This window comes from Bacillus mycoides (assembly GCF_018742245.1).
GTDB classification, from domain to species: Bacteria; Bacillota; Bacilli; order Bacillales; family Bacillaceae_G; genus Bacillus_A; species Bacillus_A cereus_U.
This window is the reverse complement of sequence record NZ_CP036132.1, coordinates 2,685,447-2,708,270: the sequence shown is the minus strand read 5'-3', so window position 1 is coordinate 2,708,270 and position 22,824 is coordinate 2,685,447. Positions and strand designations below refer to the sequence as shown.

Sequence of the window (22,824 nt, the reverse complement as noted above, 5' to 3'; positions counted from 1 at the left end):
CATCATTAAAAATTTCACATACCGTATTTTAAAAATAAATATAGGAAAACCAAAAAGTAATGTAGAATATATCTTACATACATATGTGAAGTCAACAAAATATATAAAAGAGGTGGACCTATGTTACTTGAAGAAGTAATGCAGCAACTAGAAGAATATGGGACAGAACAAACTCGTAAGACGTATAAAAACCATGGGGCGAAAGAGCCGTTATTTGGAGTTAGTTTTGCAAATTTAAAATTGTTGAAAAAGAAGATAAAAAAAGATCATGATTTAGCAATCTCATTATGGGAAACAAAAAATATGGACGCAATGACTTTAGCAACAATGGTTTTAGATCCGAAGAAACTAACGTCAGAACAGCTAAATAGATGGGTTCAAGATGTTGATTATTATTGTTTAATGGATGTTCTTATGACAGCTATATGTACGTCGCCAATCGCGATAGAAAGAATGGAAGAATGGACGAAGTCTGATGATGAATGGATTGGAAGAGCTGGTTGGTCATTATTAGCGAATATCGCAATAAAAAATAAAACGTTAGACGATGATTTTTTCTTACCGTATTTAGAAGAGATTAAAGTTCATATACATAATGAAAAAAATCGTAAAAGAGAAGCGATGAATAGAGCTTTAATTGCGGTAGGGGTTCGAAATGAAGCTTTAGAGCAACAAGCAATTGAAATCTCACGTGAAGTTGGAAAAGTAGAAGTTGATCACGGTGAAACGTCATGCAAAACACCAGATGCAGAATCCTATATTAAAAAGACACGAGAAAGAGCTGAAAAGAAGAAAGTAAAATATGAGAAGGAGAAAGGCTATGAAACCAATTGAAGCGGCACGAAGTATTATTACATCACAATTTTCGAATTGTGATGTTGCTTTACTAGGGGGAAGTGTTGCTAGAGGAGAGGCTACGAAAACATCTGACCTTGATATTGTAATATTTGACCAAAGTTTGTCATCTTGTTATAGAGAATCTTTCTATAGTAATGGCTGGCCTGTTGAAGTATTCGTACATAATTTTGAAACGTACAAAACCTTTTTTAAAAGTGATTGTGAGCGCGGGCGACCTTCATTACCTCAATTAGTTTCAGAAGGGATTGAATTAAAAGGTAAAGATGAAATTGTAGAGATACTCAAAAGAGAAGCGAATGAATTATTAAATAAAGGACCAGAGAAATGGTCAGAAGAAACGATGAAACAGAAACGCTATTTTATTACGGATACTTTGGATGATTTCATTGGTGCAACAAAGAGAGAAGAAGAATTGTTCATCGCAAATTTATTAGCTGATTTAGTACATGAATATGTTTTAAGGGTAAATGGTAGGTGGCTTGGAAATTCAAAATGGTTTATTAGAGTGTTAAGAAGGTATGACGAGCAATATGCAGAACATTTTGTAGCGGCTTTTGATCATTTTTATAAAACAGAGGAGAAAAATGAATTAATTACTTTTGTAGAAAGCACGCTAGATCAGTATGGAGGAAGAATGTTCGAAGGCTTTTCTATAGGGAAATGAGAAGGGGATAGCAAAGTGAATATACCATTCGTTCAATTAAGAGAATTGACACTAGACAATGTAGAAGATCGATATCAATGGTCATTAGATACAGAAGTAACAAAGCATTTAGTTGTACCAAATCAATATCCACCGTTCACTCGTGAAGATACGAGAAGGTGGATTGAAGCATGCATAAGTCGAAAGAATGGTTATGAACAACGAGCTATCGTTACAAAGGAAGGTATACACATTGGATGGGTAGACCTAAAAAACTTTGATAATACAAATAAAAATGCCGAACTAGGGATTGCAATTGGAAATAAAGAATATTGGGGTAAAAGATATGGAATGGCAGCTCTATACAGTATGTTACAAATCGGCTTTTCTGAATTCCAATTAGAAAAAGTTTGGCTACGAGTAGACGAAGATAATTTAAAAGCTAGAAAGAGTTATGAAAAAGCTGGATTTGTTTGTGAAGGAATAATGAGAAATGATCGATTACGTCAAGGTAAGTTCATTCATCGCTATCGTTATAGTATGTTAAAAGAAGAATATCAATCTTTATTCAATAGTCTATAAAAATATTATGTAAACTTAAAGGGGATGGGGAAAATGATTCGATTACTTACTAAAGAAGATGCGGAGCAATATTGGGACTTACGTTTACAAGCCTTACAAGTAAATCCAGAGGCATTTGTAACAACTTATGAAGAAGCGGTGCGGCAAGAAAATCCTCTTGAGCGAGTTGCAAGTAATTTAACATCTAATACTAGCTGTACATTTGGTGCTTTTAATGAAGAAGATCAATTAATTGGAGTTGTCACTTTACTAACAGAAGAGAAAGAGGCGTATAAGCATAAAGGTCATATCGTTGCGATGTATGTAGATGCACAAAATAGACGTAATGGACTGGCACGTGAGTTAATTGCAAATGCAATTCAAAGAGCGAGAGAAATAGAACTAGAGCAATTGAACTTAGGGGTTGTATCCACAAACGAACCAGCAAAAAAATTGTACGAATCAATGGGCTTTAAAACGTATGCAATTGAAAAAAGAGCTATAAAGATGAATGGTGTGTATAGTGATGATGAAAATATGGTGTTGTTTCTTTAAAGACTACATCCATAATGAGATTTTCGAATATTAATTATATTCATTTTGTTATATAGTAAAAGGAGAAAGTATATAAGGGGTTTTATAATGAAAGCTATTGCAGTAGGGATAGTGGCATCGTTTTTCTTTGCCTTTACCTTTGTGTTAAACCGGTCGATGGACTTAGAAGGCGGAAGTTGGATTTGGAGTGCATCACTACGGTATTACTTTATGGTTCCAATGCTATTACTTATTGTTATGTATAGAGGGAACTTAAAACAACTCTTTCAATATATGAAAAACAATCCGAAAGAATGGTTGTTATGGAGTATTGTTGGATTTGGTCTCTTTTATGCACCGCTTAGTTTCGCGGGTGCGTTTGGACCGGGGTGGCTCGTTGCTTCAACTTGGCAAATTACGATAGTCGCAGGAATTTTATTAACACCATTTTTCGCGGTAGACCCATTACATAAGAAGCTTCCGATGAAGGAATTAGTAATGTCAGGCATTATTTTATTCGGTGTTGTTCTTATGCAAGTAGAACACGCTTCTTCTTTAGGAATTCGTGAAACCATTTTATGTGTAGTTCCGGTACTCATTGCTGCGTTTGCGTACCCACTTGGAAATAGAAAAATGATGCAAGTATGTAAGGGCGAATTAGATGTCTTCCAGCGGGTTCTAGGTATGACATTAGCAAGTTTACCATTTTGGTTTTTACTATCTGGATATGAAGTATCTACAAGCGGTTTACCGTCAAGTAGTCAAGTTTTTCAATGTTTTATCGTTGCGATTAGTTCAGGTTTAATTGCAACAGTATTATTCTTCTATGCGACAGATCTTGTAAAAGATGATCCGCAAAAATTAGCAACAGTCGAAGCGACACAGTCCGGCGAAGTTTTATTTGCGCTAGTAGGAGAGCTCATTTGGCTATCGGCTCCAATTCCGTCTTCTTTATCTTGGATTGGAATGAGCCTTGTAATTGTTGGAATGATACTTCATAGTTATGTAGCTGTAGTTGTGAAAAAAGCAGAAAAAATAACCGCGTAAAATGATTAGCTCTTTTCCATAAAGAGCTAGTCATTTTTCATGAAAAGGGATGGCGATATGATGTTACAGCGTGTTGAGCATATAGAAATAGATCCAATTAAGAAAGTATTAAAGCATGCGACCGGCCCGAGTGAAGTAAGCTTAATTAAAGCAGTTTCATTGTATGAAAATAATCATGCAGTGCTATATAAATATGGGAATAAGGGTTGCATAGGTATTGCGTTAATTGATACAAATAGAGCGAGAATATGTCACATAGCTGTTGATGAAAAATATCGTAATCATGGAATTGCACTTCAAATGATTAAAGAAATAGTTAGGAAATATGAGTTAACATATATTGAGGCTGAGACAGACAGAGAGGCAGTCGGATTTTATAAGAAATGTAACTTTAAGATTGAAAGTTTGGGAGAAAAATACCCGGGGATAGAAAGGTTTTATTGTTATTTAGAGAATGAATAAAATAAAGAGCGCATCGTTTGTGATGGACTCTTTCATATGAGTATAAAGTTTGATTTAAGATTGCTAGAGTGAAAGTTTTTCATTGCTGTGATGTAACGCTTTCATTTTGTTTCATTTCAAAAATTTTCTTACCATCTTCATCTACAATTTTAATAGAATCTCTAAGTTTAGGCACACCGATATACATAACAGGGTTTTTATCTTTTCCTTTGTTTTTTTCAATACGTAAGACGATAACGGATGTATCTTTTTCGTCTTTAACTTCTTTTACTGTAATTTTATCATTTTTATACTTTTCTCCAAATGCTAAATATACCATTCTCTTTCCTTCACTAATGCTATCATTTGAGTAATGGATCATAGTTGGATCTTCTTGTGCTTTTTCGTATAAGTTTGAAGGACCATATCCACCTTCGTTATATCTAGACTTTTCTAACACCCAAAAATCTTCATATTCATTATTAGAAAAAGTACAACCACTTAAGCTAATCATTCCTAATATGAAAAGGGGTAATATAATTTTCTTCATTGTTTTCACCTTCCTTTATTAATTTTAAATAAATATACCATAATTTAACTGTTTCCGATATGATAAGAACGATAGGAGTATAGTAATCTATATGGATTATGTTAAAAATTAAGAAAAATATGATAATATATGTATGTACTAGTTTAAAGCAAAATGGGGGAACAATCGTGAAAATGAATGAAATAGTGGCGAGTACACAACTTCCAAATACAATCGAAACAATTACAAATGATTTAAAAGAATTAGGGATAGAAAAAGGAATGACAGTTATTGTTCATTCATCATTAAGTTCGATTGGTTGGGTATCTGGCGGAGCAGTTGCAGTAGTAGAGGCGTTAATGAAAGTCATTACGGAAGAGGGAACAATCATTATGCCAACCCAATCTTCAGACTTATCCGATCCAAAACATTGGTCAAGACCACCTGTACCAGAAGACTGGTGGCAAATTATTCGGGATAACGTCCCAGCATTTGACCCACGTATAACACCAACAAGGGCAATGGGAGAAGTAGTTGAATGTTTTCGTACATATCCGAATGTATTGCGCAGTAATCATCCGCTCAGTAGTTTTGCAGCATGGGGGAAACACGCAGAAGAAATTACAGCGAATCATTCACTTTCCATAAGTTTTGGTGAAGAATCGCCATTACGAAAAATATACGATTTAGATGGATGCATATTATTACTTGGTGTCGGTTATGACTCCAATACGTCCATACATTTATCTGAGGTACGTACAGGTGCACGTGAGTTAATAAAGGTAGGAGCACCTATTATAGAAGAAGGTGTAAGAGTATGGAAAGAATTCGTTGAAATGGATTACGATTCTGACACGTTTGTAGAAATCGGAGTTGAATATGAGCGTAAAGGAACAGTTACGCGTGGGAAGATAGGGAATGCGACGTGCCGTTTTATGAGGCAACGTGATGCAGTTGACTTTGGAACAGAGTGGTTTCGTGCGAAAAATCAGTAAGGGATGGTTATTATGAAGGGGAAAAAAGTATTAATTACGAGCGGCGGTTGCCTAGAAAAATGGGATCAAGTACGCGGGCATACAAATTTAGCAAAAGGTACGATTGGAAGAATCATTGCAGAAGAGCTAATGACAAAAGGAGCAAATGTAATATATTTGCATGGCTACTTTGCTGAGAAGCCAATGGATGTAAATAACCAATTAGAATTGCACCCATTTGAGGGGATTATTGATTTACAAGATAAGATGAAAAGTATTATTACACATGAAAAAGTAGATGCAGTTATTATGGCTGCAGCTGGCTCAGATTGGGTTGTCGAAAAAATTTGTGATCAAGATGGAAATGTTCTTAATATGAACGGAAAGATTTCAAGTGATATCGCACCAATTATTCATTTTCAAAAAGCGCCAAAAATATTAAAACAAATAAAGAGTTGGGATCCAGAAACGATACTCGTAGGCTTTAAACTGGAAAGTGATGTAAATGAAGCAGAACTTATTGAAAGAGCAAGTAAAAGAATGGAAGGTGCAAAAGCGAGTGTAATGGTTGCGAACTCACCGCATTCTTTATATTCTCGCGGCGCCGTGCATCACGTCATTGGACAAGATGGTAATGTGAAGTTATGTAATGGGAAAGATAAAACTGCAAAAGAAATTGTCAATATGTTAGAGCATTTATGTAATCGTACTACTGCGATGGAAATTTAAGCTTTTAGAAAGAGCTGCAGTCGCATAGTATATAATGGAGTTAATATTAACTTAGTGGGGGAACGTATCCCTCACTAAGTATTAAATTGAATCAAATCAATGGAATAGGCCATTAGCTGCTCGTAAATGTGTAATACATGATATATGCATAATGAACATTTTGTGAGGAGTGGATTGTATGGAACATTTATTAAAGCAAGCTATTAAACTTAGAAATGAAAAGAAATATGCGCAGTCTAGAGAGATACTTATAGGATTAACAAATTTTACGAGAGATGCAGAAGTGCTATATCAATGCGCTTGGATACATGATGTCATGGGTCTTGAAATGGAGGCGGTTCCGTATTATGAACAGGCGATTGCGAACGGACTTGATGGTGAATCACTTCGCGGTGCGTATATCGGTCTTGGCAGTACGTATCGTTGTATAGGGGAATATGATAAAGCGATTACTGTATTAGAAGCAGGGATAAAGAAGTTCCCTGAAAATGACGTGATGAAAGTATTTTTATCATTAGCAAAATATAACGTAAACGATCATGAATCCGCGATGAAATTACTACTTGAAATGGTCGTAAAAGTAGAGGAAGTAAAAGAATTTGAACGTGCCATTTCATTTTATAAAGATCATTTAAATGAGGTTTTTGAATAGAGGAGAGAAGGAATGAATCCATCAATTTCACGAAGGCGAAAAGGCATTTGGATTGGGCTCATATCTTTAATTATGTTATCAAACTATTTATTGTATGCCCTTCCAATAGTACCAGCTGCCCCGAAAGAAGTAGTCCTCGGTTCATTATTAGATTTTATGTTTGTAATTCCGGTTATCACATATTTCTTTATTATACGGAAAAGATATTCGTTAACGTATATGTTTCCTGTAGTTATAGCTGGATACGTATTCGCAAGATTTATAATTCCTAGTGATTATTTACAAGCTTTTTCATTTGTTTCGTATGTAATAGTTGCTGGAGAAATTGTGTTCGTATGTTTTGAACTGATTCTGATATATAAAATTATAAGAGTACTTCCTAAAATAATAAAACGATATAAAGAATATCGAAGTGAGTATTCTTCATTTTCTTATGCGATTGATGCAGCATTTGATGCTAATATGAAGAGAAGTAAGACAGTAAATATCATTCTAACAGAGTGTAAATTACTCTATTATGCTTTTTTATCGTGGCGTGAAAAAGTATTAGAAAGTGAATTCACATACTCATATCATAAAAAGACCGGTGCAATAGGTGTTTATATCATGATTATTCATGCAACATTAATTGAAAGTATCGGTTTTCATTATTTACTTCATCAATGGAATCCAGTAATAGCTTGGATTTTACTCATCTTAAACATATATGCGATGTTTTATTTTTTAGCTGAAATACAAGCGATGCGTAAAAATCCAATTATCGTTGCGGAAGAAAAAGTGATTATTCAAATTGGATTAGGAAAGAAAATCGTTATACCATTTATACAAATTGATAACATTGCATTTTATAAAGGCGAATCTTTACCGAAAGAAGAAGAGAAAGAGATTCTTGACGCAACTGTTATGGAATTTATAAAGGAACCTGCAACTTTTGAAATAACGTTAAAAGAGCCAATTAAAGCGCAGTTGTTATATGGATTTTCTAAAACAGTAAGTCGTGTTCACTTAAATGTAGACGATGAACGGAAATTTTATGATGCGGTTATGGAGAAATTGAAATAGGAGTAAAAATAGTGAAAAATAAAAAACTCGCAACTTAATAGCTTGCGGGTTTTCGTCGTAAACAATTAAAAAATATGATAAAATTAAGAGGTAACTTATGGTAAGGTTGGTTGTTCAATTATCACTTCTCCGAGTAGGAGGGGGGTGATAATAAGTGAGTGAAATTACGTTGTTACTGCAAGGTGGACTGTTTCTCATTGCACTGTTAACGTTTATTGTCGTCTTAATTGACAAGCTCAAAAAATAACAACCCACCTATGCCTATAGAATGTGGGTTGTTGTGTTTGTACGAAACAAATAGGATAAATGAACAATCCAATCTGCTAAGTTACGTGGACTAGTGTGTAGCCGCACACTAGTCTTTTTTATTTATATACAGTTTTTAATTGTTTTATGTGATTGTATTGTTCTTTTCATACTCATTATAACACAGTGTCTTTTCATGAAGAAAGGAGACCGTATGTTCTCATGTAGATTAAATAGAACGTGTAGTTTCTTTAAATAGCCCATCCATATACTGTTTTAAACTTTCCACAAAAAATCCTTTTTTGTCTACATTATTTACGCCGACAATTGGTGATGGAAGATTGTATCTCTTTTCTGATAAATGAACAACAACATCAAAAATATCAAATAGGCGAATGAAGCAGAACAGACCGTCTTTATCACTAAGTAAAATAAAGTAATGGTTTTCGCTTGTTGTATTTAATGTATTCCATAAAGAGCTTTTGCTTAAGTCACGAACGATACTCTTTTCCTTTAATTCCATGAAATCGGCATTTAATAGAATGGTAGAAATATCAATCGCATCTGGATCGTCAAAGTAGCCATCAATTGTTTGTACAGCAAAAGTATAAGCCATTTTTAATACACTCATCTTATATTTACGGTTATCTAAAAGCAATTCACGTTGAATAGAACTAGCTACTTTTGTTACGCGCTCTTCTTTCCAAATTTCATTATGTAATGAAATATCGTGCTTTTTACATAGTTTCATAATTAATGCATTAGAATAAAGTATCTCATCACTTACTTCGACTACATCTGTCTCAGCGGCTGCTAGCTCCTCACCATGTTCATTCGTATAGAGAGGGGAGTCGATTTGTTTTTTCATTTGCTCAATCTTATATTGACTTAATTTATGTCTAATTAAAGGACGGTCAATATTTGTTGTCATATGTTCATGACAGGAATCACAAATTGAGTTTGTGAAATAATATCCACATAATATCTCTGGAATGACATATTGTTCACTAAGTTCTTTCGTATCTTTTCTGCAAATGATGCATTGTGTCATATTTATCACCTTTACCTGCAAATTTGTCTGTAATCTCATTGTAGTGTATTTAATGGGATTTTGGAATGTTGTAAAGGAAAATATTATGTGAAATCTAAGTTTAATTTGGTACAATGAAGAGAAGTGCTAGTTTAAAGGAGGACGTTTTTTTGAAATCGAAAGTGCACTTTTGGACATTAGAAGTGCTGATGGTTGTAGGAATTATATTTATTTGCACAAAAATATCGTTTCTATTTCAACCGATTGGTATCTTCATATCAACATTATTTTTCCCAATTTTAATAGCGTTATTTTTATACTTCATATTTAACCCATTGTTAGTCTTTTTGGAGAATAAAAAAGTACCTAGAGGTTTAGCGATTTTACTACTGTATCTTTTTATTATCACATTAACTGGAGTTGCTATTGGAGTAGTTGTTCCAACCATCTCACAACAGCTAATGGATTTAGTGAAAAACATGCCGACTTATATAAAAGAGGGGAAAGTATACATACAAGATCTATCCCATCATAGGTTATTTGAATGGTTATCTACACAAAACTACGTTTCCATTGAAACAATTGAGAAAAATGCGATTGAATACTTAAAGGAAATACCAAACACAATTACGTCGAGTGCAACGGCTTTATTTGGTATTATCACGAACGTGGCGTTAGTTATTTTTACAGTACCGTTCATTTTATTTTATATGTTTAAAGATGGACATGCATTTCCAGGAAAAGCTGTTAGTGTATTACCAGAGTCTTACCGTGAAGAAGGACTTCGTATCATAAAGGAAACGAACGAAACATTATCTGCATATATTCAAGGGCAAGCGCTCGTTTGTTTATTTATAGGTGCCTTTACATTTACTGGTTATTTAATTATCGGTTTACCGTATGCTTTCGTTTTAGGGATTATCGCAGCATTTACAAATATAATTCCGAACTTAGGTCCATTTATCGGAGCAGCACCAGCTGTAATTGTAGGGCTGTTCGTATCTCCGATGCAAGCTCTGTACGTAATTATTATTGTAACAATTGTACAGCAGTTTGAAAGTAACATCATATCTCCACGTATTATGAGTTCGAAATTAAACATCCATCCGTTAACAATTATCATCCTTATTTTAGGGGTAGGTAATTTCGCGGGAATTATCGGAATGATTTTAGCAGTGCCTGTTTATGCGGTAACGAAAACAGTTGTTTCGAACTTAGTGAGATTGTTTAAGACGAAACGAAGTAAACGGAAATAGAATATGTTGAGAAAGATACACCGCAAAAAGTGGTGTATCTTTTATTTTTTTAGAGTGTATGAAATACTTATTATTATATATTTTTTACACATCAAATCAGGCGATAATTTTTTGTTAAATAAACTTTATAAACTATGTGGAATCCCTCTGAACTATCCAAATCATCTCTTTACACTGCGTCATTAACATCATAATCGACTCCTTTCATTTCTAATATAATTTCAAACAATTATAGGTGAGTGTAGTACTTGCTTCTACGATCACGAACCTCATCTATAATCTTTTTATACTGTCTCTCTTGTTTTGCTTCATTTGCAGATATAGTTTCTTTTTGAATCGTAATGGTTAAAAAGAAAAGGTGAAACTTCATACATGAATTCCTCCTTTCGAATAGGAATTACAGGTGACTACAATAATGACTTTGTCGTTCTTTTACGTTGTCCATTGCCTGTTCAATTTGTTGGCCATGAAGTATATCAAACTCAGGCAGTTTATTTTTTTGAATGGTAATTGTTAAAAATAATACTTTGAATTTCATTGGATTTTTACCCCTTTATAATTTATTTAGTAAAGACGATTGTAATAAGAGGACTGGCGCTCTTTTACTCCGTCCATAATATTTTTAATTTGTTGTTCGTGAGAAATTTCATCTTTTGAAAGTTTGTATTTTTGAATGGTGATTGTTAAAAAGAAAGCTTTAAATTTCATTAGATTATTACCCCTTTTAAAAAAATTTTAATACATTTGTGTATAATACGAACTTTTAATGTCCGTTATTTTATCCATAGTTTGTTTTAATTGTTGTTTACGAAAGATTTCAGCTTCAGATAACGTTTTTTTCTGAAGTGCTGTCGTAAAAAAGAAAATATGAAAAGTCATAGACGAATTCCTCCTTTCGAAAAGGAATTACAGGTGATTACAATAAAGCACTTGGCGCTCCTTAACATCATTCATAGCTTTTGCAATTTGCTCATTATGAAGAATTTCAGCTTTGGAAAGTGTATTTCTTTGAATCGTAATACTTAAAAACAATACGCTAATAGTCATCGAATGTTGCTCCTTTCTTTAAAAAATAATGTATGAGACTAAAAAATCGCACAAAAAAGCCACAGGAAGATATCGTTCTCCTATGGCTGGGCGTGAAAAAACCACAGGAAAGTATACGACCTCCTGTGGCGAATTTATGAATTAATAGAAATAAAGTACGATTTTCAATTCTCCGTTAGGGTGGTCGAATTCATATTTAATTGTCCGAAAAACACAGGTGCAGTTAACGCTAAAGTTAAAGCATGTAATTGTAATTTCATCATTTTCTTCGACCTCCTTTTAGAATATTTTTCTTACGTTAGTAAGTATATACAATTAATGGATAATTGTATACAGAAAAATTGAAAATTTTTAATTTTGATTAAAATGCGTATATTTTAAAGGGTTTTTAAGGGATACATTGTATAGATTGGATAGTAAATAGAACTTGGGGGTGTCTAATGAACTATATGAATAGAATAGCAGGTGTTATGCTAACAATTTTTTTATTTGTTACTGCTTGTTCTAATGGGGAACAAATAAAAGAAATATCGCATATTGAACCTGGGGCTTTCAAAAAATATACGGGGACATACGTTGGAAATAATTCCGATGTGTTTGCGATTGTTAAAAACTTACCTGGTGGTGGAACAGTTCAAAGTATAAATTTGAAAAATGAGAAGATCGCGGTGAAATACGGTGAGAAAAAGAGTGGTAATTTAACAGAAGATATCATTGAGACGTATTGGTTTGATGAAAGGGATACGATGAAAAAGAACTTTCTCTTTAATGCTATTTATCTTGCAATTTTAGTGCCAAATGCGAAAGGGTATGAGTTTCAGGTTAAAAATCAAAGTTTTGCATTGAAAAGAGAAGAACTTTTACCCATACTTTATAAAGAATTTAATGATTTGCCAAAGGATGATCTTATATGGAATAAGGGAATCGTAATGAACTTCTTTTACGGTAATCAAGAAAAAATAGAAAAGCTAGTTAATAATAAAGATTTTCGAAAGCAATTTTTTGATGAACATCCTGTGCGGGAATCTAAGTGATATGGAGGAAGAGGGGGTCATTTCACGATTGAAAATACGAACATTTTTTAAAGGAAGTCATTCATTATCGAATGACTCTTTTTTGATGAAAATTATGGAAAAAAATAAAACGATGTGCTATGGTTAATTACATAAGTAATGAACCTATGAACCTAAGGTGGTGAAAATGTGAAACCTACTCTGGAGCAAAATAAGTTAATATACATACAAATTGCAGAAACCATTGAATCTGATATTTTAAAAGACATATTACTAGAAGAAGAACAAGTTCCGTCGACAAATCAATTTGCGAAGGTGTTACAAATTAATCCAGCCACTGCAGCTAAAGGGGTAAATGTATTAGTGGATGAGGGGATTTTATATAAAAAGAGAGGGATTGGGATGTTTGTTGCAAAGGGAGCAAAAGAAGTCGTACTAAAAAAAAGACAAAAGACGTTTATGACAGAGTATTTACCTAAAGTGTGGGAAGAAGCAAAAGTACTAGAAATATCAAAAGACGAATTGATGGATATGATACAAAAAATTACGAAGGAGGGGAAAGAGTAATGTTTGCACTTGAAACGAAAGATTTAACGAAAAAATATAAAAAGAAACTAGCTGTAAACGAAGTAACAATTAATGTAGAAAATCATAAAATATATGGTTTGCTTGGAAGAAACGGAGCAGGGAAAACGACTTTATTAAACTTACTTGCTGGACAAATTATTTCAAGTAGTGGAAGTGTATCTATATTTGGCGAAAATGTTTTTGAAAATAGTAAAGCGATGCAAAAAATTTGCTTTGTTAAAGTGAAAGAAGAAACGCATTTAAGTAATAAAATTAAAGAGATTTTTGAGCTATGTAACATGTTTTATAAAAATTGGGATCAGAAATATGCTGAAGAACTGGCAGGGAAATTTCAGCTTAATATGAAAGAGAAATACCATAAATTATCACACGGTATGCAAACAGTCGTAGGAATTATTCAAGGTCTAGCAAGTAGGGCAGCGATTACTATTTTTGATGAACCAACTACCGGTTTAGATGCAGCACATCGAGAGTTATTTTATAGTTTACTATTAGAAGATTACGGTGAGTATCCCCGAACAATTATATTATCAACACATTTAGTAGAAGAAGTAACCCATATTATTGAAGATGTAATCATCATAAAAGAAGGAAGATTAGTCGTTCAATCATCAGTGGAAGATTTATTACAACAAGGTCATATTATTTCAGGGCGAAAAGACAAAGTGGATGAGTTTTCAATCAATAAAAAAGTAATAAATCGAGAAGTTTATGGAAAGAAAGGTATAGCTGTTATATGGGAAGAGCTTTCTAGTGACGATTATTACTCTCTCGAAAAAGAAGGAATAGCAGTTGATAGAATTACATTACAAAAATTATTTATTCACATAACAGGTGGTGAATTGAAATGACGATGTTAATGAAGCAGTTAAAATTACATATAAATTTTCATTATAAAGCAATTTTAATATTTTGGATTTTAGCTTTATTAATAAAAGGAGCTTTGAGTGCTGCTCATTTAAATGGATTGAAAATTAGTTATTTACCCGAAATTATCAATAATCCTTCAATAGCAATTATGATGTTTATAATAGTGAGTACTTTCAATATACAAGATGATTTATTTCGTTTAGCTATTTCATTTGGTGTAACGAGAATTCAATATTTCATCGGAGCGATTTGTTATATTGTACTGCAATCCGCATTATTTTCATTTCTTCAAGTAATGTTTTTAAACGATATGAAATATAACATAGTAAATGTTAGCTTTTGGGAGCAATCAGCACAACAGTTTATTATACAATTTTTGTTTTATGTTACGACAGCATGTTTCTTCCAAGTAGCAGTAGTTTTTAAACAACGATTTCAGTGGATTGGTCTCATGATAGGTGGAACGCTTTTCTTATCAACAAACAGTGTGCTTTATGGAGAAGTAGGGATAAACGGTTTATTATTTACGAGTGATATATCTTTAATAGATATTCCCTATTTTACTGTAATTTCAATTGGATTAACTATTCTTTATATCCTAACTAGTAGTATATTTATTCGTAAAGTTTCATTCGAACAAACAGTTTAAAAGATTGTTAGATTAATATTAAAGGAGAGAAGGAATAATACATGGGAGACACCTCTTCATTAATAACCGTCTTTTTATGCGTGGCCTTACTAATTTTTTGGCGCCGTTATCGATCTATGTATAAGCCGATTAAGGGGACGGGAAAACGTATTTTGTGGCCATTACTATTTTTAACACCGGGGATAATATGGTTTTTTGGACCCGTACATCCAGCACTATTACAAGTAGTTATAGCAGCATTAATTGGGGGTCTTTTCGCCGTACCACTTATAATTCTAACAAATTATGAGCGAAGAGATGATGGGAATATTTATACGAAAAAAAGTGTAGCTTTTTTAATTACTTTTATTGCACTTGTCGTTTTGAGATATGGTTCAAGACAATATATTGTTGATTTAGATCAACAAACGATCGGTTTATTATTTTACGTCGTTGCAGTATCGTATATTATTCCGTGGAGAATTGCTTGTTATATAAAATTCAGGAAAGTTTTGCGAGAAAATAATAACCATGTTATATGAAAACTTCTCATTTGAGAAGTTTTTTATTTTTATATGCAAGCAAAATAATTTATTGAAGTTCACGCTACCATACAATATGATAAATATAAAAAAATTGAGGGGAAGTAGGGGATATAAAAGTGCGTACAATTTTACTATTTTTACATAACATGCCCATTGATGAAATAGAAAGTATGAGAGAAAAGTATGATCCTTTATTTGGATTAATTCCTCCTCATATAACAATTGTATTCCCGTTTGAAAGTTCCATTTCGAATGATGATCTGAAATTACATATTTTGAATGTGTCCAAAGGGATTCATACGATTGAAATTGAGTTTGCTAGCCGGATAAGCAGCGAGGGAGAGTATTTATTTTTGGAAGTAGAAAGAGGGAAAGAAAAAATAGAAGAATTGCACGATAGATTGTATACAGGTCCTTTACTACAATTTTTTAGAACGGATATTCCATACATACCACATGTAACGGTTGGGAGAAAAGGTAGCGCAGAGTTAGTGGCTGAAATAGCGAAGGGGATTCCTAGTTTTCATGAGAAGTTGGACTGTGTAATTAATAGAATTAGTGTGGAACGAATTGGTGAGAATGGAGAGTCAATTATTGAATTTGAAGTACCATTGCAAAAAAGCTGACAAAAGTCAGCTTTTTTATTTCCTACCATGAAGTAAAGCACCAATCGCACCACTATAACCGCCGTCTTGTAAAAAGACTGGTATTTTATTTTGATATTCTGTATAGCTACTTATAATACTTTGAAGATGTACGTTATTACATAGAGTAGAACCGATGTAAATGATATGGTCAATATTTTTCGTTTCGGCGAATTGAAGGCTTAATGCTGTGACGACTTCACCGACAAGTCCTTGAACGGTAGCTAGTATATCTGAACTACTATAATTTGAATCTGTAATGGCCGCTTTTCCGAAATTACTAGCAGTTAAGTTATTATCAATAGGGGAGAGAATCCCTCCATAAATATCTCCAACTGTAATATCTAGACTGTTTCTTGAACCAATTTTCGTAAGCGGAATCACATCTTCAAAATGATCTATATTTGTTAATAGTTTTGAAAGGCCCATAATAGTACCACCGCCAACTCCAGTCCCACCAGCACGAACGTATTGCTTGTCGTGAACGTAGTGAATAGAAGTACCTGTACCGATATTTGTTAATACAAAGTTGTTTATAGCACGTTTTTCTTCTTTTAGTATGTAGCGTACGCCTGCTAAAGTAGCTTCAAACTCGTTTAACTCTACTATTTTATATGAACCTGAAAGTAGTTGTTCTAACTGTTTAGCTTTACCACCTGTAATGCATAATTGTGTAATTGAATTATTATTATGAAGGCATTCTTTAATTCTTTCTTGTTCATATGAATAAAATTTTTCAAAACATAATTTTTCCTCTAGGTTAAAGTAAGCAATCTTTGTTAATGTTCCCCCAGCATCAATACCAACAACATTCCGCATTTTCCTACCCCTTACTATGTAGTCTGTTTAATCAGCTTGATATATTAATAGCTTTTCAATGGTAACGATTGATTGACCGTTTACAGAGGCAATTCCTTTCCCAAGAACAAAACCTCGTCTGTTACGTGTTAATTCATAATGTAAGTCAAGTTTATCACCGGGATACGCTTTTTCATGAAATTCCACCCCATCTAAAGAGGAGAGGAAACCAAGTCCTTCAGATTCACCTGTACTTAGAAAAGCACTAAGTTGAGCGAGTGCTTCTACAATTAGCATATGAGGCATATAGTTTTGATTGTTATTAATAAACCACTCATTATTTGTGATCAGTTTGTATCCTGTAGCTGATTGAGATTCTTTAACGTTTGTAATTTTATCGATCATTAAAAATGGATAGCGATGGGGAAGAGTATCTTTAATATTCATATCGTACCTCCAGGAATAATAATACCCCTGCTAAAGTTAAGCAGGGGAGTTATTATTAATTTTTAACTAATTCCGCTACTTTTTCAATAGAGAAAATACCGCTATTTTTAATGTTTTCAACTGCTTCTTGTAATACTACTTTATCTTGAACAAGTGCAATACGTACAAAGCCTTCGCCGTGAGGACCAAATGCATGGCCTGGTGTGACAACGACATTTGCACGATCCATAAGTGCATAAGCGAACTCTAGAGAAGTCCATCCTTTCGGAATTTCAGCCCAAACGAACATACTTCCAGCGGGTTTATCGACATTCCAACCGAATTTGCGGAATCCGTCCACTAAAGTATCTCTACGTTCTTGGTAAATTCCACGGTTTTTCTCGCAAAATGCAGCGCCGTGTCGTAATGCAGCGGATGCAGCTTTTTGAATCGGTAAAAACACACCGTAATCTGTATTAGACTTAAATTGCGTAAGCGCGCCGACAATTTCTTTATTACCAATCATATAACCAATACGGCTACCAGCTAAACTATAACTTTTAGATAAAGAATTAATTTCAACGCCAACTTCTTTTGCACCAGGTACAGATAAGAAGCTAATTGGCTTTTGACCATCAAAATAAAATTCAGCATAAGCAAAATCATGGACAATGATAATATTATGTTTTTTCGCGAATGCAATTACCTCTTTAAAGAAATCTTCATGAGCCATTGCTGGAACTGGATTCCCTGGGAAGTTCAAAATCATCATCTTCGCTTTATCGGCAATTTCTTCAGGGATAACTTCTAAGTTAGGTAAGAAATCATTTTCTTTCTTTAATGGCATGTAGTAAGATGTTGCACCGGCCATTTGAATTCCTGTTTCATAAGCTGTATATCCTGGATCAGGAACTAGTATTATATCTCCCGGATTTGCAAAAACCATAGGTAAATGAACGAGTCCGTCTTGTGAACCCATTAATAATAAAACTTCTTTTTCAGCATTTAATATAACATTATGAGTTTTGTTGTAATATTCAGTTACAGCTTCGTGAAATTCTTGAATACCAGATAACGTATATCCGTAACTTTCTTTTGCACTTGCTGTATGTACCATTGCTTCTCTTACGAAATCAGCAGGAGGCATATCGGGATTCCCGATACTTAAATCGATCATTTCATGACCTGCTGCAATTTTCTCTTTTTTATAGGCCCCTAATTCACTAAATATAGAAGATTGGAATGCTTTCATTCTAGTTGCTAACGTGTAAGTCATCAAAACCCCTCCTAAAAACAGTGTTTTCTTTCTGCGTTTTTAATTATTCTGAAAACACATGTTTACATTTTATCATTTTTTTATGAAAATTAAAACGATTGACAAATTTAGAGAAGGGAAGTATTTTATATGAAAAATCTACTTAATCTTGGTGATTATGGTGCGCTATCCAATTTCGGTATAGTATTTATTTTTGTAGTTGCTTTCAATGCTATTAGGATGTTGTATAGTTTTTGTTAAGAATATCACGCATGTCTCGAATGAAAAAGAGTAGGAATACTAGACCAATTATGCCGCTAACCCAATAGTATGCGTATCCCATTGTATATTTATCATAAAACGAAAGGGAATTCCAAATGATTAGAATTACTGAACATATTGTTGATATAACTAAAGAGCGTAAACTTCTCAAAATAAACACCTCACATAGAAATAAATTAATGTATTATAAAATAATACATTCGAATTAAAGAATTTATAAATATCATACTTTTTAAATTCCAAAATAAAATGACGCAGAAAATATATTCCGCGTCATACACGTTAAAATGTGGATCTGTTGTGTGGTTGCTGAAAGAGTGTTAATTTAAGTGATTAATCACTTGTTTTTTTATATGTACACATTTTATCAACACTTGTAAAGTATACATTTAACTTACCATCTACATTTCTTATGGATTGATTAGATGTAAAAGAATTACCATAATCAATATGATACACATTAGAGTTTTTTACAAATGTTCCTTTATATAAATCTTCTTTTTTATTTGTTGTATGCATTTCTACTAAGTTTTGAACAAGCTTTTCTTTCTTTTCTTCTTTTACAACTGTTTCAAATTTATAATATACAGGGCATTCACCTTTTTTATTATCAATGATTTCCCAAGAGCCGTATATATCATTATTGCTACATCCACTAAGTAGAACGACTAATATAGGAAAAATAAGTAGAAACTTTTTCATTGTGTACTCCTTTCTTATTAGTTTTTATAAACGTGCGAATACGATAGGAATATTGTAAAAAATAAAGTTTAAATTTTTATAAAGAATTACTAAATTTCACATAAAAATTTGGATAAAGATGAGATTTTCAAAATAAAAAGGCATGAATCTAGTGTAATATCAGATTCATGCCTAGCAGTCTATCTTATGTTATGTCTTTTGAGGATAAATGAAGCGGAAAGAAGAATGACAATTCCATTTACAACATACACATTTGCAATAACAAAGGCTAGGTTAGCTGCGCCCAATCCACCTGTATCGAACATAGAAGCAAATGCTGTAGTAGTCAAAAAGATAATGAGAGTTAACAGTAAAAATAAGAAACCTGCAACAATCCTTCTTTTAAAGTTATTTTGAGATAGGGAAATGGCTAAAAAATTAAGGATGCAAAACATAATTAATGAAAAAAGAAGGGTAATTAATAATTGCATTCCAACAGACATTTCCACAGCTCCTTTTTGAAAAATCTATTGTTTATTGTATTCGAAAACAGTAGGCGATACACCTTTAAATATTTGGACTATACAAAGTATATAAAGTTTAATCCTAGAAATTGAAAAAGAATGGCCCAAGTAAACTACTGGATCCATTCTTAAGAAGTATTAGTTTTATCCCGCTATTTGCGGGCAGTAAGACTCCCACCTCAAAATTCGGTGAATACGAGGTGGGTTGGTGGGAGGTAACTACCCGTAAAAGCCCGATTGGTGAAGGCTAATAATCAGTGGGGGATGAACAAAACCCCCACTGATTAAAGTTTCACTTTATAAATTCGCAGATTGCGAAGGTTGTTTTTCATATTGTTTCTGTTTAGATAGGGAAATAAATATAATCAACAATGAAATGACGCCGAAAATTAGAACCATATACTGTAATCCAATTGTATCTAAGCAGAAGCCAGTTCCAAGTAAGACAATTTGGAACATAACTCTCTCAAACATATTACGGAATGAGAAGAGGCGGCCGTGATAGCTTTTTTCTACTTTCGTTTGGAAAATTGTCGACATAATAGGGAAGAAACAGCCAACACTAAATCCAAACAAACCAAATGAGGCAAGTGCCATCCATTTAATATCGCTAAAGAACAACGAAAGGTGTGCAAAAGCGGTACAAATTGCGAAGAAATATAGTAACTTTTCAGGTTTGAAATGATCAGATAAACGTTTAATAACGAAGGCACCTAACATAAATGCTACACCTTCAATTGTATATATGAATCCTTTAATCGTTGGATCGTGTTGCATTTCGCTAATGTTAATAACCATTAAATTGAATCCAGCTATAAATAATAGAGGGATAATACTTAATATAAGTGCTGTAAAAGCAATAGGAATTCCTTTTAAAATACGAAATACTTCCATAAAGCTATTATCTTTAGCTGATTCTTTACTTGATGTAGTTGACTTTTTATCTTCAAATTGTAGGAAGAAAGTTGAGAGGAATAATAAAGCGTATGCTGCCATTGAGAAGGCATACATATACTGTAAACTCATTACAACTAAAAGAATTCCACCTAGTGAAGTACCCGCAATACGAGCGATTGTACCAACATTCATATGTACACCGTTCATCTGTAATAACTCATGCTCACGAACGATTAGAGGAATTACAGATTGTAATGCAGGGAAATAAAATGCAGCTGAAATTTGAAGTGCAATCATAAATGCAATCATAAAGGCGATACTTTCATATTGAATAGCGAAAAACATGAAAATAACACTAATAACACGACCAAATCCAGCGTAAAGAAGAACTTTCTTTTTTTCATATTGATCAATGACACGTCCAGCCATTGGACCAACTAGAACACCAGCTAACAGTCCGATAAATAATATAACGGATTTCATAAAATCAGAAGGGACGTATTTTTGCATAAATTCAAGATTACCAAGAATACCAAGCCATAACCCTAGACCAGCAATAAACTCCCCAATTAATACGATCCAAACATTTTTATTACGCCACATAATTTAAACCTCTCAGTCTTTTGAAATTAAAAACTCGTATATAAAACCTCCGTATTTATTCATTATTTTTTAACGCGCTTTTTTAGAGTCAGAGTCTATATTACGTGTTTCATTAGTGGATTTCAATTTTTTTGATTTGTTGAAAATTTGATTAATTATATGATGAAATAAGTAATTCAAAATGTGAAAAACTCTTGATTAAATACAAATTGAAAATAAAGAAAAACATAGAGAAAATAAAAAAGTGAGAACGTAGTTACTACTTCTCACTTTTCTCAAATGCAACATCAAACACTAGATTCTTTTAGCAACACTTATGATCTTGTCCAATAGCTAAACCGCTAAAAGATAGTGGACCAACAACATCTGCACTTGCACCACTAGTAAGGTTTTCTACAGTTAATGAATATTCGTGAGTCCCGCAGCTAACATTTTGATCTATAGCTTGAAATGTTTGCGCGTAAAATTGCTCAGAATCTGTAGATTCAATTCCTACTTGAGCGTTGAAGATTTCTGTATTGTCACGGAAAATTCGGAATAAAACTTGTGAAATCTCAGTTATACCTTCAACTCCAACTGTAGCGATTAATTCTACTCGATTATTACGTGAATCGCTTCTTGAAATTTTCAATTTAATATTTGCTAGAATTGCTTTATTTGGGGAATGGGGAATTGCAAAAGTTGTTTCACCCGTTTTATTTATTGGTTGAGTAGCTTGGTAATCAATGATATGAGTCATGTTCGTCACCTCCTCATATACTAAAATATGAAAGTAACGATGAATTAGCTTGGACATATACTAGAAGATGTTAATAGAATTGAGAATAAAGTTGAATATAGGGCGATAATATAAAAGCATCAAGAAAGAATCACAATACTGTGAGTTGTTTCTTGATGCTGTTTGTACATTAGGCAGAATATTCTTCTTTACGCACTTCAAAGAATTCATTACGGCGTAAGTAATTAAAAATTTTTTCCGAAACCGCTTCTTCTTGAGATATTAAGAAACGATGATCAAAAGCATAGAAAGATTGACCTTTAATTAATTTTACGTAGTATATTTTACACGCCTCCTTTAAATTAGGATTCTTAAATACTTTCTATTATGATGACCTATCTGGTTGTTAATAATACTTAAAGTTTCAAAGGGAAGAAGTATAAATTCAAAAAAACATTGAAACAGCTTACAAATCTGTAATGTTTTTGTCACCTTTAACGATAGTTAAAATTAACCAATATCTCCTATACTACAAATAAGTTACATAAAACAAGGAGGTAGAAAGATGGAGGAAGTAATTGGAGAAGTTGTAGCAGGGATTTGTGAATTTGTAGTTGAAGTTACTGCGGATGTTTTAGGAGATTTAGTTTCCGGAAATGATGAAGAGAAAGAAACATTATAAAATTTGTAGAAAATTTAAAGATAAACAATGTGTAAAAGCTGATTTCTAAAGGGAAGTCAGC

34 protein-coding genes are annotated in these 22,824 nt (G+C 33.1%); 18 read left to right on the top strand and 16 right to left on the bottom strand.

From position 1 onward, the window contains the following. Positions 1-120: 120 nt before the first annotated feature. The 6 genes from EXW56_RS13855 to EXW56_RS13830 all read left to right on the top strand — a co-directional run bounded on the left by EXW56_RS13855 (position 121) and on the right by EXW56_RS13830 (position 4,105). Positions 121-834 carry a DNA alkylation repair protein gene (locus tag EXW56_RS13855; RefSeq protein WP_215596642.1) on the top strand — a complete coding sequence of 238 codons (714 nt, stop codon included), beginning with the start codon at positions 121-123 and terminating at the stop codon, positions 832-834. Next, positions 821-1,522 carry a nucleotidyltransferase domain-containing protein gene (locus tag EXW56_RS13850; RefSeq protein WP_215596641.1) on the top strand — a complete coding sequence of 234 codons (702 nt, stop codon included), beginning with the start codon at positions 821-823 and terminating at the stop codon, positions 1,520-1,522. The genes EXW56_RS13855 and EXW56_RS13850 overlap by 14 nt, the downstream gene beginning before the upstream one ends. 15 nt (positions 1,523-1,537) lie before the next feature. Continuing rightward, positions 1,538-2,083, top strand: coding sequence for a GNAT family N-acetyltransferase (locus tag EXW56_RS13845; protein ID WP_215596640.1), 546 nt, complete (start codon positions 1,538-1,540; stop codon positions 2,081-2,083). Between the two features lie 33 nt (positions 2,084-2,116). After that, on the top strand, positions 2,117-2,617 hold the full coding sequence (locus EXW56_RS13840; RefSeq protein ID WP_070128499.1) for a GNAT family N-acetyltransferase: 501 nt from the start codon (positions 2,117-2,119) through the stop codon (positions 2,615-2,617). 87 nt (positions 2,618-2,704) lie between these two features. Further along, positions 2,705-3,643, top strand: coding sequence for a DMT family transporter (locus EXW56_RS13835; protein WP_002200157.1), 939 nt, complete (start codon positions 2,705-2,707; stop codon positions 3,641-3,643). Between the two features lie 60 nt (positions 3,644-3,703). Further along, complete coding sequence (locus tag EXW56_RS13830; protein ID WP_070128605.1) at positions 3,704-4,105, top strand: GNAT family N-acetyltransferase; 402 nt, start codon at positions 3,704-3,706, stop codon at positions 4,103-4,105. A 79-nt stretch (positions 4,106-4,184) separates the two neighbouring features. Here the strand turns inward: EXW56_RS13830 and EXW56_RS13825 are convergent, their stop codons facing one another. Then, entirely contained in the window at positions 4,185-4,634 is a 450-nt protein-coding gene (locus EXW56_RS13825) for a hypothetical protein (protein ID WP_002110433.1), read from the bottom strand. 173 nt (positions 4,635-4,807) lie between these two features. Between EXW56_RS13825 and EXW56_RS13820 the strand changes: the two genes are divergently transcribed. From EXW56_RS13820 to EXW56_RS27665, 5 genes are all read left to right on the top strand, one after another. Beyond that, positions 4,808-5,608 (top strand): AAC(3) family N-acetyltransferase, encoded by an 801-nt coding sequence (locus EXW56_RS13820; RefSeq protein WP_131798908.1) that lies wholly within the window; start codon positions 4,808-4,810, stop codon positions 5,606-5,608. Between the two features lie 12 nt (positions 5,609-5,620). Continuing rightward, positions 5,621-6,316: a phosphopantothenoylcysteine decarboxylase domain-containing protein gene (locus tag EXW56_RS13815; protein ID WP_215596639.1), complete on the top strand. Its 696-nt coding sequence runs from the start codon at positions 5,621-5,623 to the stop codon at positions 6,314-6,316. Between the two features lie 178 nt (positions 6,317-6,494). Further along, on the top strand, positions 6,495-6,968 hold the full coding sequence (locus EXW56_RS13810; protein ID WP_002110429.1) for a tetratricopeptide repeat protein: 474 nt from the start codon (positions 6,495-6,497) through the stop codon (positions 6,966-6,968). Positions 6,969-6,980: 12 nt separating this feature from the next. Beyond that, positions 6,981-8,030 (top strand): hypothetical protein, encoded by a 1,050-nt coding sequence (locus tag EXW56_RS13805; RefSeq protein WP_215596638.1) that lies wholly within the window; start codon positions 6,981-6,983, stop codon positions 8,028-8,030. A 154-nt stretch (positions 8,031-8,184) separates the two neighbouring features. Further along, the gene (locus EXW56_RS27665) at positions 8,185-8,277 is read left to right on the top strand and encodes a putative holin-like toxin (RefSeq protein ID WP_087945754.1); all 93 of its coding nucleotides are present in this window, start codon (positions 8,185-8,187) and stop codon (positions 8,275-8,277) included. 228 nt (positions 8,278-8,505) lie between these two features. Here EXW56_RS27665 and EXW56_RS13800 read toward each other — a convergent pair whose 3' ends face one another. Next, entirely contained in the window at positions 8,506-9,327 is an 822-nt protein-coding gene (locus EXW56_RS13800) for an HNH endonuclease (RefSeq protein WP_002110427.1), read from the bottom strand. A 149-nt stretch (positions 9,328-9,476) separates the two neighbouring features. Between EXW56_RS13800 and EXW56_RS13795 the strand changes: the two genes are divergently transcribed. After that, the gene (locus EXW56_RS13795; RefSeq protein ID WP_002110426.1) at positions 9,477-10,562 is read left to right on the top strand and encodes an AI-2E family transporter; all 1,086 of its coding nucleotides are present in this window, start codon (positions 9,477-9,479) and stop codon (positions 10,560-10,562) included. 229 nt (positions 10,563-10,791) lie between these two features. On the opposite strand, the gene EXW56_RS13790 is transcribed toward EXW56_RS13795, so the two are convergent. From EXW56_RS13790 to EXW56_RS13770, 5 genes are read right to left on the bottom strand one after another with little or no spacing between them, the layout of a single operon-like run. Further along, the gene (locus EXW56_RS13790) at positions 10,792-10,932 is read right to left on the bottom strand and encodes a YrzI family small protein (RefSeq protein ID WP_215596637.1); all 141 of its coding nucleotides are present in this window, start codon (positions 10,930-10,932) and stop codon (positions 10,792-10,794) included. Positions 10,933-10,959: 27 nt separating this feature from the next. Beyond that, a complete protein-coding gene (locus tag EXW56_RS13785) occupies positions 10,960-11,100 on the bottom strand; it encodes a YrzI family small protein (protein WP_002200162.1) in 141 nt (46 codons plus the stop codon). A gap of 26 nt (positions 11,101-11,126) precedes the next feature. Then, positions 11,127-11,270: a YrzI family small protein gene (locus EXW56_RS13780; protein ID WP_215596636.1), complete on the bottom strand. Its 144-nt coding sequence runs from the start codon at positions 11,268-11,270 to the stop codon at positions 11,127-11,129. Positions 11,271-11,297: 27 nt separating this feature from the next. Continuing rightward, positions 11,298-11,441 (bottom strand): YrzI family small protein, encoded by a 144-nt coding sequence (locus EXW56_RS13775; RefSeq protein WP_000142704.1) that lies wholly within the window; start codon positions 11,439-11,441, stop codon positions 11,298-11,300. 27 nt (positions 11,442-11,468) lie between these two features. Further along, positions 11,469-11,609, bottom strand: a complete 141-nt coding sequence (locus EXW56_RS13770) for a YrzI family small protein (protein ID WP_002200164.1) — start codon at positions 11,607-11,609, stop codon at positions 11,469-11,471. 440 nt (positions 11,610-12,049) lie between these two features. On the opposite strand from EXW56_RS13770, the gene EXW56_RS13765 reads away from it, so the two are divergent. The 6 genes from EXW56_RS13765 to EXW56_RS13740 all read left to right on the top strand — a co-directional run bounded on the left by EXW56_RS13765 (position 12,050) and on the right by EXW56_RS13740 (position 15,879). Next, positions 12,050-12,643 (top strand): DUF4825 domain-containing protein, encoded by a 594-nt coding sequence (locus tag EXW56_RS13765; protein ID WP_002200165.1) that lies wholly within the window; start codon positions 12,050-12,052, stop codon positions 12,641-12,643. A gap of 168 nt (positions 12,644-12,811) precedes the next feature. Further along, entirely contained in the window at positions 12,812-13,189 is a 378-nt protein-coding gene (locus EXW56_RS13760) for a GntR family transcriptional regulator (protein ID WP_215557002.1), read from the top strand. Then, complete coding sequence (locus EXW56_RS13755; protein ID WP_215557001.1) at positions 13,189-14,061, top strand: ATP-binding cassette domain-containing protein; 873 nt, start codon at positions 13,189-13,191, stop codon at positions 14,059-14,061. The genes EXW56_RS13760 and EXW56_RS13755 overlap by 1 nt, the downstream gene beginning before the upstream one ends. Beyond that, positions 14,058-14,729, top strand: a complete 672-nt coding sequence (locus EXW56_RS13750; RefSeq protein ID WP_215596635.1) for a DUF4052 family protein — start codon at positions 14,058-14,060, stop codon at positions 14,727-14,729. The genes EXW56_RS13755 and EXW56_RS13750 overlap by 4 nt, the downstream gene beginning before the upstream one ends. Before the next feature lie 41 nt (positions 14,730-14,770). Then, complete coding sequence (locus EXW56_RS13745) at positions 14,771-15,250, top strand: CcdC family protein (protein ID WP_215596634.1); 480 nt, start codon at positions 14,771-14,773, stop codon at positions 15,248-15,250. A 119-nt stretch (positions 15,251-15,369) separates the two neighbouring features. Next, the gene (locus EXW56_RS13740; protein ID WP_215556998.1) at positions 15,370-15,879 is read left to right on the top strand and encodes a 2'-5' RNA ligase family protein; all 510 of its coding nucleotides are present in this window, start codon (positions 15,370-15,372) and stop codon (positions 15,877-15,879) included. A gap of 15 nt (positions 15,880-15,894) precedes the next feature. Here the strand turns inward: EXW56_RS13740 and coaW are convergent, their stop codons facing one another. The 9 genes from coaW to EXW56_RS13700 form a co-directional block, all read right to left on the bottom strand. Next, positions 15,895-16,716 (bottom strand): type II pantothenate kinase, encoded by an 822-nt coding sequence (gene coaW, locus EXW56_RS13735; protein WP_215556997.1) that lies wholly within the window; start codon positions 16,714-16,716, stop codon positions 15,895-15,897. 27 nt (positions 16,717-16,743) lie between these two features. After that, on the bottom strand, positions 16,744-17,142 hold the full coding sequence (locus tag EXW56_RS13730; RefSeq protein ID WP_215556996.1) for a 3-hydroxyacyl-ACP dehydratase FabZ family protein: 399 nt from the start codon (positions 17,140-17,142) through the stop codon (positions 16,744-16,746). A 55-nt stretch (positions 17,143-17,197) separates the two neighbouring features. Further along, a complete protein-coding gene (locus tag EXW56_RS13725) occupies positions 17,198-18,397 on the bottom strand; it encodes an LL-diaminopimelate aminotransferase (RefSeq protein ID WP_215556995.1) in 1,200 nt (399 codons plus the stop codon). Between the two features lie 214 nt (positions 18,398-18,611). After that, positions 18,612-18,809 carry a hypothetical protein gene (locus EXW56_RS27660; RefSeq protein ID WP_252188320.1) on the bottom strand — a complete coding sequence of 66 codons (198 nt, stop codon included), beginning with the start codon at positions 18,807-18,809 and terminating at the stop codon, positions 18,612-18,614. A gap of 182 nt (positions 18,810-18,991) precedes the next feature. After that, on the bottom strand, positions 18,992-19,360 hold the full coding sequence (locus EXW56_RS13720; protein ID WP_215556994.1) for a hypothetical protein: 369 nt from the start codon (positions 19,358-19,360) through the stop codon (positions 18,992-18,994). A gap of 179 nt (positions 19,361-19,539) precedes the next feature. Further along, the gene (locus tag EXW56_RS13715) at positions 19,540-19,842 is read right to left on the bottom strand and encodes a hypothetical protein (RefSeq protein ID WP_215556993.1); all 303 of its coding nucleotides are present in this window, start codon (positions 19,840-19,842) and stop codon (positions 19,540-19,542) included. Positions 19,843-20,160: 318 nt separating this feature from the next. Further along, positions 20,161-21,363 (bottom strand): MFS transporter, encoded by a 1,203-nt coding sequence (locus EXW56_RS13710; protein WP_215556992.1) that lies wholly within the window; start codon positions 21,361-21,363, stop codon positions 20,161-20,163. A gap of 304 nt (positions 21,364-21,667) precedes the next feature. Then, positions 21,668-22,102: an exosporium protein ExsC gene (gene exsC / locus EXW56_RS13705; RefSeq protein ID WP_016105137.1), complete on the bottom strand. Its 435-nt coding sequence runs from the start codon at positions 22,100-22,102 to the stop codon at positions 21,668-21,670. Between the two features lie 169 nt (positions 22,103-22,271). Beyond that, on the bottom strand, positions 22,272-22,424 hold the full coding sequence (locus EXW56_RS13700) for a YqbF domain-containing protein (RefSeq protein ID WP_080018204.1): 153 nt from the start codon (positions 22,422-22,424) through the stop codon (positions 22,272-22,274). Between the last annotated feature and the right edge of the window lie 400 nt (positions 22,425-22,824).